Annotated in this window: 11 protein-coding genes; 7 read left to right on the forward strand and 4 right to left on the reverse strand. The window is 74.2% G+C overall.

The features are described 5' to 3' along the window. Positions 1-32: 32 nt before the first annotated feature. Positions 33-650 (forward strand): TetR/AcrR family transcriptional regulator, encoded by a 618-nt coding sequence (locus ACYVJ4_RS01550; RefSeq protein WP_460458346.1) that lies wholly within the window; start codon positions 33-35, stop codon positions 648-650. A 63-nt stretch (positions 651-713) separates the two neighbouring features. Next, on the forward strand, positions 714-1,136 hold the full coding sequence (locus tag ACYVJ4_RS01555; protein WP_460458347.1) for a VOC family protein: 423 nt from the start codon (positions 714-716) through the stop codon (positions 1,134-1,136). Here ACYVJ4_RS01555 and ACYVJ4_RS01560 read toward each other — a convergent pair. Continuing rightward, positions 1,129-1,911: an exodeoxyribonuclease III gene (locus ACYVJ4_RS01560; RefSeq protein WP_460458348.1), complete on the reverse strand. Its 783-nt coding sequence runs from the start codon at positions 1,909-1,911 to the stop codon at positions 1,129-1,131. The genes ACYVJ4_RS01555 and ACYVJ4_RS01560 overlap by 8 nt on opposite strands. Before the next feature lie 71 nt (positions 1,912-1,982). Between ACYVJ4_RS01560 and ACYVJ4_RS01565 the strand changes: the two genes are divergently transcribed. From ACYVJ4_RS01565 to ACYVJ4_RS01575, 3 genes are read left to right on the forward strand one after another with little or no spacing between them, the layout of a single operon-like run. Continuing rightward, a complete protein-coding gene (locus ACYVJ4_RS01565; protein ID WP_460458349.1) occupies positions 1,983-2,756 on the forward strand; it encodes an SDR family NAD(P)-dependent oxidoreductase in 774 nt (257 codons plus the stop codon). A gap of 34 nt (positions 2,757-2,790) precedes the next feature. Next, entirely contained in the window at positions 2,791-3,333 is a 543-nt protein-coding gene (gene pyrE, locus ACYVJ4_RS01570) for an orotate phosphoribosyltransferase (RefSeq protein ID WP_460458350.1), read from the forward strand. 11 nt (positions 3,334-3,344) lie between these two features. Further along, entirely contained in the window at positions 3,345-3,806 is a 462-nt protein-coding gene (locus ACYVJ4_RS01575; RefSeq protein WP_460458351.1) for a hypothetical protein, read from the forward strand. Positions 3,807-3,810: 4 nt separating this feature from the next. Here the strand turns inward: ACYVJ4_RS01575 and ACYVJ4_RS01580 are convergent, their stop codons facing one another. After that, positions 3,811-4,173: a phage baseplate assembly protein V gene (locus tag ACYVJ4_RS01580; RefSeq protein WP_460458352.1), complete on the reverse strand. Its 363-nt coding sequence runs from the start codon at positions 4,171-4,173 to the stop codon at positions 3,811-3,813. A gap of 223 nt (positions 4,174-4,396) precedes the next feature. On the opposite strand from ACYVJ4_RS01580, the gene ACYVJ4_RS01585 reads away from it, so the two are divergent. Beyond that, positions 4,397-5,086, forward strand: a complete 690-nt coding sequence (locus tag ACYVJ4_RS01585) for a LemA family protein (RefSeq protein ID WP_460458353.1) — start codon at positions 4,397-4,399, stop codon at positions 5,084-5,086. A 97-nt stretch (positions 5,087-5,183) separates the two neighbouring features. On the opposite strand, the gene ACYVJ4_RS01590 is transcribed toward ACYVJ4_RS01585, so the two are convergent. Together ACYVJ4_RS01590 and ACYVJ4_RS01595 are read right to left on the reverse strand one after the other, a co-directional pair. Continuing rightward, positions 5,184-5,804: a DedA family protein gene (locus tag ACYVJ4_RS01590; protein ID WP_460458354.1), complete on the reverse strand. Its 621-nt coding sequence runs from the start codon at positions 5,802-5,804 to the stop codon at positions 5,184-5,186. After that, on the reverse strand, positions 5,801-6,403 hold the full coding sequence (locus ACYVJ4_RS01595) for an ArsR/SmtB family transcription factor (RefSeq protein WP_460458355.1): 603 nt from the start codon (positions 6,401-6,403) through the stop codon (positions 5,801-5,803). Before ACYVJ4_RS01595 ends, ACYVJ4_RS01590 begins: the two co-directional genes overlap by 4 nt. A gap of 53 nt (positions 6,404-6,456) precedes the next feature. On the opposite strand from ACYVJ4_RS01595, the gene ACYVJ4_RS01600 reads away from it, so the two are divergent. Next, positions 6,457-7,770 (forward strand): MFS transporter, encoded by a 1,314-nt coding sequence (locus ACYVJ4_RS01600; protein ID WP_460458356.1) that lies wholly within the window; start codon positions 6,457-6,459, stop codon positions 7,768-7,770. Positions 7,771-7,924: the final 154 nt, after the last annotated feature.

Here is a 7,924-nt window from a genome sequence, read left to right on the forward strand (position 1 = left end):
CCGCAGTAAGTTACCCGAGGTAGGGTGTCGCTGTGAAGACCCCCACCCGTCCCCGCACCCGGGTCCCGAGGGCCGAGCGCGAGCGGCAGATGCTCGAGGCCGCCGAGGAGGTCTTCGCCGAGCGCGGGTACCAGGCGACGTCCATGGACGAGATCGCGGCAAGGGTCGGCGTGACCAAGCCGATGCTCTACGAGTACTTCGGCAGCAAGGACGGCCTGCTGCGGGCGTGCCTCGGCCGGGCCCGGCAGCAGCTGCACGACGCCACGGTCGCGGCGGTGCAGGCGGGCGGCGAGCCGCGCGAGGTGATGTTGCGAGCGGTGCGGGCGTTCTTCGGGTTCGTCGACGACCACGCCGCCGCCTGGTCGGTGCTGCAGAGCGAGGCGATGCTCACCACGGGTCCCGGCGCCGGCGAGATCGAGGAGATCCGCCGCCAGCAGAGCGACTACACCCAGGCGCTGCTCGCGAGCATGCCGGGCGCCCGGGGCGTGGGGGCGCTCGAGCTGCAGCTGCGGGCCGAGATGGTCACGGGTGCGTGCGAGCGGGTCGCCGTCTGGCGTTCCGGCCTGGACGAGCCGCTCAGCGCCGACCGCGCTGCGCAGGTCGTGCTCGAGGCCCTGTGGCCCGGGCTGCTCGCGCCGTCGTCCGGCTGAGGCCTCGTCCCGCGGCCCCAAACTCGGTGGACCCCGGCCGCCCGCGCGCGGTGGACTGGCCCCATGACCTCCTTCGTCTCGCACACCACGATCGACTGCGCGAACGCCTACGAGCTCTCCGAGTGGTGGAAGCCGGTGCTCGGCTACGTCGACATCGACGGCGACCCCAACCTGCCGGGGCACGAGGAGTGCATGATCCGCGACCCCGAGACCGGCCACCGGCTGCTGTTCATCGAGGTGCCCGACGTCAAGCAGGTCAAGAACCGCGTGCACCTCGACCTGCGACCGCGCGAGGGCACGCGCGACGAGGAGCTGGCCCGGCTGCTCGAGCACGGGGCCACCGAGGTGCTCGACACCCGCGGCACGTGGGGTCCGGGCAGTGGGTGGATGGTGCTCGCGGACCCCGAGGGCAACGAGTTCTGCATCCTGCGCACGGAGGCCGAGGCGGCCCAGCAGCCTGCGCAGCACGCGCCCGACGTCAGCTGAGGTCGACGACCACCGGGGCGTGGTCGCTGGCGCCCTTGCCCTTGCGCTCCTCGCGGTCGATCATCGCGCCAGACACGCGCGCGGCCAGCGCAGGGGAGGCGAGCACGAAGTCGATCCGCATGCCCTGCTTCTTGGGGAAGCGCAGCTGCGTGTAGTCCCAGTAGGTGAACTGGCCCTCGGTGTAGGGCCGGACGACGTCCGCGAACCCCGCGTCGACGACGGCCTGGAAGGCCGCGCGCTCGGGCGGCGAGACGTGCGTGGAGTGCTGGAAGACCGCCATGTCCCACACATCGTCGTCCTGCGGGGCGACGTTCCAGTCGCCCACCAGGGCCACCTGCGCCTGCGGGTCCTCCTCGAGCCAGCCGGCACCGGCGTCGCGCAGCCGCCCCAGCCAGTCGATCTTGTAGTCCAGGTGCGGGTCGCCGAGCTGGCGGCCGTTCGGGACGTACAGGCTCCACACCCGCACCCCGCCGCACGTCGCGCCGAGCGCCCGCGCCTCGGCGGCCAGGGGCTCGCCCCAGCCCGGCTGGCCGGGAAAGCCCACCTCGACGTCCGCCAGGCCGACGCGCGAGAGCACGGCCACGCCGTTCCACTGCGACAGGCCGTGGTGGGCCACCTCGTAGCCGAGCGCCTCGAACCGGTCGGTGGGGAACTGGTCGTCCTTGCACTTGGTCTCCTGCAGCGCGACGACGTCGACGTCGCTGCGCTCGACCCAGGCGAGCACGCGGTCGAGCCGGGCACGGGCGGAGTTGACGTTCCAGGTCGCGATGCGCACGGGCCGAACCTACCCGCCGCTGCCGACAGGGCCGTCCGCCCCCGGGTGGCCGGCGGCTAGGGTCGGCGTCCATGAGCACCGCACTCGTCACCGGCGCGACGTCCGGGCTGGGGCTGTCGTTCGCGCGTCACCTGGCGGCCGACGGCCACGACCTGGTGCTGGTCGCCCGGGGCGCCGAACGGCTGGCGCAGGTCGCCGACGAGCTGCGCACCGCCTACGGCCGCGAGGTCGAGACGATCTCGGCCGACCTGGTCGAGCGCGACCAGCTGCAGCGCGTCGCCGACCGCCTGGCCGACCGCTCCCGCCCGGTCGAGCTGCTGGTCAACAACGCGGGCTTCGGGCTCGGCCGCGGGTTCCTGGCCAGCGAGGTGTCCGACCAGGAGCGGCTCGTCGACATCCACTGCCGCGCGGTGCTCGTGCTGACGCACGCCGCCGCCGGCCCGATGCGCGAGCGCGGCTCCGGGTCGGTCGTCAACGTCTCGTCGGTGGCCGGCTTCGCGACGATGGGCACGTACTCGGCGGCCAAGGCGTGGTCGACGGCGTTCAGCGAGGCGGTGGCGGTCGAGCTCGCGCCGCACGGCGTGCACGTCATGGCGCTGTGCCCCGGTTTCGTGCGCACGGAGTTCCACGCGCGCGGCCGGATCAACATGTCGGCCCTGCCGGACGCCGGGTGGCTGGACGCCGACGACGTCGTGCGCGACGCGCTCGCCGACCTCGCCCGGGGCAAGGTCGTCAGCGTGCCGAGCAAGCGGTTCAAGACGGTCGTGGCGCTGTCGCGGCACGCGCCGCGGTCGTTGGTGCGCAAGGCCTCCGGGGCGGTCCACCGCCGCCGCACCCAGGTCTGACGGAGCCCGCGCGCGGTCCGCTAACCTCGGCGTCGTGACCGACGTCCGCGCCGCCCTGCTCGACCACATCACCGAGTCCGCGGTCGTGCGCGGCAAGGTCACGCTCTCGAGCGGCAAGGAGGCCGACTACTACGTCGACCTGCGCCGCATCACCCTCGACGGCGCCGCGGCGCCGCTGGTCGGCCAGGTCATGCTCGACCTCGTCGACGACCTCGACTTCGACGCCGTCGGCGGCCTGACCATGGGCGCCGACCCGGTCGGCACGGCCATGCTGCACGCCGCGGCCGCGCGCGGGCGCGAGCTCGACGCGTTCGTGGTGCGCAAGGAGGGCAAGGCGCACGGCCTGCAGCGCCAGATCGAGGGGCCGGACGTCGCCGGACGTCGGGTGCTGGCCGTCGAGGACACCTCCACCACCGGTGGCTCGGCGCTCACCGCCGTCGAGGCGCTGCGCGCGGCCGGCGCGGACGTCGTCGCCGTGGCCGTCATCGTCGACCGCGACACCGGCGCGGCCGAGAAGGTCCGCGAGGCGGGCCTGGAGTACCGGTTCGCCTACGGGAAGGCCGAGCTCGACCTCTGACAGGAGCCGCCATGTCCGACGCGCTCGTGGCCACGCTGGTCACGGCCGGCACCGGGGTCGTCGTCGCGGTCGTGACCGGCCTGCTCGGCTACCGGTCGGCGCGCTGGCAGCAGCGGCGCGAGCTCGAGGTCGAGCTGCGCAGCCAGCGGCTGGCCGCGTTCAAGAAGCTCTGGGCGCTGTCGGAACCGTTGGCCCGCTACGGGTTCAGCGCGACCGAACGGCAGACCTACGCCTCGATGACGGCGCTCTCGATCGCGTTGCGGCACTGGTACTTCAGCGAGGGCGGGATGTTCCTGTCCGACACCTCGCGCGACGCGTACTTCGCCTTCCAGCAGGCCATCGAGGACGCCGTGGCCGCCGCCCCCGACGCCGAGGCCGAGCTCGACCCGGAGGCGCGAGAGAGGTTGCGGCAGAAGGGGAGACTGCTGCGCACCACCCTGCGAGCGTCGTTCAAGGGGTTCCCGCAGATGTGACCCGTCAGCCCGCCGTCCCACCGAGGACGACGGGCAGCGCGGGGTCGCCGTCCTCGAACGCGACCCAGACCCCGGCGCCCGGTGCGAGCGCGGCCGGGAGCGAGCCGTCGGGTGCGAGCGGTCGTTCGGCCCACGTCGGGTTGGTCGACACCGTCGGCACGAGCACCAGGACTCGGCCGCGCAGCAACGGGTCGACCGCCTCGACGACGGTGCCGCGCCGCACGCCGTGCACGGTGCTCGAGGCCGTGTCGACGAACGCGTCGCGGTAGATCTGCTCGAGCTTCCCGGCGGCGGACGACAGCTCGCGGGCGGCGGCCTCGGCCAGGTCGCGCAGCGGGCTCGAGCTCGGGGGCGGCGGTTCGGCCATGGCCCACCGTGGCACGCGGCGCGCCGGCGGGGAAGGGGCGGGGGCGCCCTCGTCGGCGAGCTTGTCGAGGGTTGCGTGTGCTTTCCAAGGGCTGCAGCCCTGGGAAAGCGTGCCTACACCTGCATGACGTGATCAACTGCAGCCGGCTGCGGCGGAACCGAGGGGGCCGCTCGCTCGTCGGACGACCGGTAGCATCCACGCTGCACCCTCGGAAGGGGATCTCATGTCCGGTGGCATCGTCGCTGTCCTCGTGCTCGTCGTGGTCGTCGTCCTGCTCCTGCTGGTCGGGGTCGGGCTCTACAACGGCCTGGTCAAGCTGCGCAACGTCGTGCAGGAGTCGTGGCGCCAGATCGACGTCGAGCTGCACCGCCGGCACGACCTGATCCCCAACCTGGTCGAGACGGTCAAGGGCTACGCGGCCCACGAGCGCGAGACGCTGCAGGCGGTCACCAACGCCCGCGCCGCCGCCGCCTCGCCGGGCGCCTCGCCCGCCGAGCAGGCGCAGCAGGAGAACGTGCTGACCGCCGCGCTGGGCCGGCTCTTCGCCGTGGCCGAGGCCTACCCCGACCTCAAGGCGAACCAGAACTTCCTGCAGCTGCAGCGCGACCTCACCGACACCGAGGACCGCGTCGCCGCCGCCCGTCGCTTCTACAACGCCAACGTGCGAGCGCTGAACACCAAGGTCGAGACGGTGCCGTCCAACGTCGTCGCCGGCATGTTCGGCATCAAGACGGCCGAGTACTTCGAGGCCGACGACCCCGCCGTCCGCGAGGCGCCGTCCGTCTCGTTCGGGACGTCGGCCGCCACCCCGCCGCCGCCCGCCGCCCCGGCCGCTCCGGCGGCTCCGGCTCCGCCGGCACCCCCCGCGCCCCAGGCCCCGCCGGCCCCCCAGGACACCCCGCCCAGCAGTTGATCACGTAGTGCAGGGGTAGCCCTGCTCTCCAAGGGCTGCAACCCGTGACAAGCACTCGCAACCGTTGGAGAGCACCGTCGGTGGAGGCGCCGCAGGCTCAGGAGCGCGAGCGGCGGCGGGAGCGCACCCGCGCGACCACCGGCCCGACCAACGTCGCCAGCACCGACACCCCGGCCACCGCGTACGCCGCGTACCGCACCCACGGCACCGAGTACGCCACGTAGCCGACGAGCACCAGCCCGGTGCCCCAGCCCAGCGCGCCCACGACGTTCGCCGACAAGAACCGCGGGTACGGCATGGCAGCGGTGCCGGCGACGATCGGCGTGAAGGTGCGCAGCCACGGGACGAACCGCGCGACGACGACCGCGCCCCAGCCCCACCGCTCGAAGAACTCCTCGGCGCGTGGCAGGTGCGCCGCCATCCGCGCGGCCCGCCGCTCAACCCAGGGCCGGCCGAGCCGACGTCCGCACCAGTAGCCGACCGCGTCGCCGGCCACCGCGGCCACCGCGACGCCGCCCGCCAGCAGGGGCAGCGACAGAGTGGACGACGGCCGGGCCGCGAGCAGTCCAGCCGTGAACAGCACGGTGTCGCCGGGCAGGAAGAAGCCCACCAGCAGCCCGGACTCGACGAACACCAGCACGAACAGCACGGTGTAGATCCCGCCTGCCGTGAGGTGCGCCAGGTCGGGGTGCAGCAGCTGGCTGAGCCACTCGCTCACGCGGAGGGGTCCGGGGCGTCGTCGACCAGGGGGGCCGAGGCGAAGAAGAACGCGACGCGGCGGGCGTCGTCCGGGTGGTCGGACTCGTCGCGCCGTCCGACCAGCCGCTTAACCAGGTCGTAGACGCCCTCGTTGAGCTCGCGCAGCTCATCGGCGGTGAGGAACGGGAACCCGCGGTGCACGGTCGAGACGTCGTGCCACGCGTCGCCCTCGTCGGGCTCGGCGCGGCGCCAGGCCGCGAGGTCGCGACCGAGCCGGTCGAGGTAGAGGTCCATCACGACGTCGGACGCCGAGCTGCCGCGGTCGCGCCCGGCCCACGAGAAGCCGCGCGCGGCGGCCTTCCACGGACGCTCGCGGCCGTCGACCGAGTCGGCCCGCGCGACGATGCCCCACTTCTCGAGCGCCCGCAGGTGGTAGCTCATCGCGCTGGGCGTCAGCCCGGTGAGCTCGGCCAGCTGGCTCGAGGTGCGCACCTTGCCCTGGTAGAGCTCGTCGACCACGGCGGCGCGCGCCGGGTGGGCCAGCGCGCGCAGGGCGTGGGGGTCGGTGAGGACCAGGTGGTCGTCGTCCGGGTGCGGCAGCGGGCGGCGGGTGGGCACGACACCAGCGTAGGGGTTGCGGCGACAGATCTGAAAGAGTACCTTCACGATTTGTGAAGCACATATTTCAGAACTCGCTCCGCACCTCGGTGTGGCGGCACCGCGACCTGCGCATCGCCGGTCCCGGACGAGCGCTCAGCGTCCTCGGCGACGAGATCGCGCTGATCGCCCTGCTGCTGCACGTGCACGACCTCGGCGGGGGCGCTCGCGGCATCACGACGCTGCTCGTGGCCGCCGCGCTGCCGACGTTCCTGCTCGCGCCGTGGGCCGGGCGGCTGGCCGACCGGGTCGACTCGCGCGTGCTCGTCGTGTCGTCGGCGGCCGTGCAGGCCCTGGTCTGCGTGGCGCTGGCCTTCGCCGGCCCGCTGTGGCTGGTCTACGCGCTCGTCGTGGCGCTGCAGGCCGGGCAGGCCGTCGCCAACCCGACCTGGCAGGCCCTGGTGCCGCGCATCGTCGGCGAGGCCGAGGTCGGCCGCGCGATCGGCGCCACCCAGGCGCTCAGCACCCTGGCCGCCGTGGCGGGTGCCCCGCTCGGCGGGCTGCTCAGCGGCCTCGGCGGCCAGCGGCTGCCCCTGCTGGCCGACGCCACGAGCTTCGCCCTGCTGGTGGTGGCCGGGTTCGCCGTCCGCACGCGCCGCGCGGGACGGCACGACGTCGCGACGCGCACGGACGACGTCCGCCCCCACCTGCTGGACGGGCTGCGGGTCGTGAAGGCCGACGTCCTGCTGTGGCCGGTCTTCATGACGCTGATGGCCTACATCGTCGTCGGCGAGGCGACCAACGTCGTCGAGGTCTTCCTGGTGCGCGACACGCTGCACGGCACGTCGCTGCAGTACGGCCTGGTCGGCATGGCGGCCACGGCGGGCATCGTCGTCGGCTCGGTGCTCGCCGGCCGGGTCGACGGGTCGCCGCGTCGCACCGTCGTGGTGGTCGTCACCGCGGCGGTCCAGGCGGCGGCGGTGCTCGCGGCGGGCCTGGCGCCGTCCGTCGCGGTGCTGGTCGGCGTGTACGCGTTGCTCGGCGTCGCCAACGGCGCGCTCAACACCTCCACCGGTGCGCTGGTCTTCACCCGGGTTCCCGACGCCTACCGGGGCCGGGTCTCCGCGGCGCTGCAGGGCCTGTCGCGCGGCTTCTCGGTGGCGGCGCTCGCGCTCGGCGGCGCGGTCGGGTCGCTGCTCGGCCCGCCGACCACGTTCGTCGCGTCGGGTGCCGCGTGCCTCGTCGTGACGGCCGCTCTCGCGCTGCGCGTGCTGCCGCTGCGCCGCACGCCGCCGGTGCAGGACCCGGGGACGCCGGGTGGAGAGCCCGTGCCCGTGGCGTCCGTCGCGGTGGTCGACGAGGGGGCAGCACCTACGCTGTCGGCATGAGCGACGAGCGCCCCTTCGACGACCGGACGCGCGCCCTCCCCGTCGGCGACGGCGGTGCGGCCCGCCCGGCGCCGCGGGTCTCCGGCAACCGCGCCCCCGACGCCCCGCCCGGCGCGGGCGTGCTCCCGCCCGGCACGCGACCCGGCGGGACGGC

The sequence above is a fragment of the Angustibacter peucedani genome (assembly GCF_054779595.1).

Excerpts from the sequence above, each read along its gene's own strand:
- ACYVJ4_RS01555 (WP_460458347.1), top strand. The coding sequence starts at position 714 with ATGACCTCCTTCGTCTCGCACACCACGATCGACTGCGCGAACGCCTAC.
- ACYVJ4_RS01565 (WP_460458349.1), top strand. The coding sequence starts at position 1,983 with ATGAGCACCGCACTCGTCACCGGCGCGACGTCCGGGCTGGGGCTGTCG.
- ACYVJ4_RS01575 (WP_460458351.1), top strand. The coding sequence starts at position 3,345 with ATGTCCGACGCGCTCGTGGCCACGCTGGTCACGGCCGGCACCGGGGTC.
- ACYVJ4_RS01580 (WP_460458352.1), bottom strand. The coding sequence starts at position 4,173 with ATGGCCGAACCGCCGCCCCCGAGCTCGAGCCCGCTGCGCGACCTGGCC.
- ACYVJ4_RS01585 (WP_460458353.1), top strand. The coding sequence starts at position 4,397 with ATGTCCGGTGGCATCGTCGCTGTCCTCGTGCTCGTCGTGGTCGTCGTC.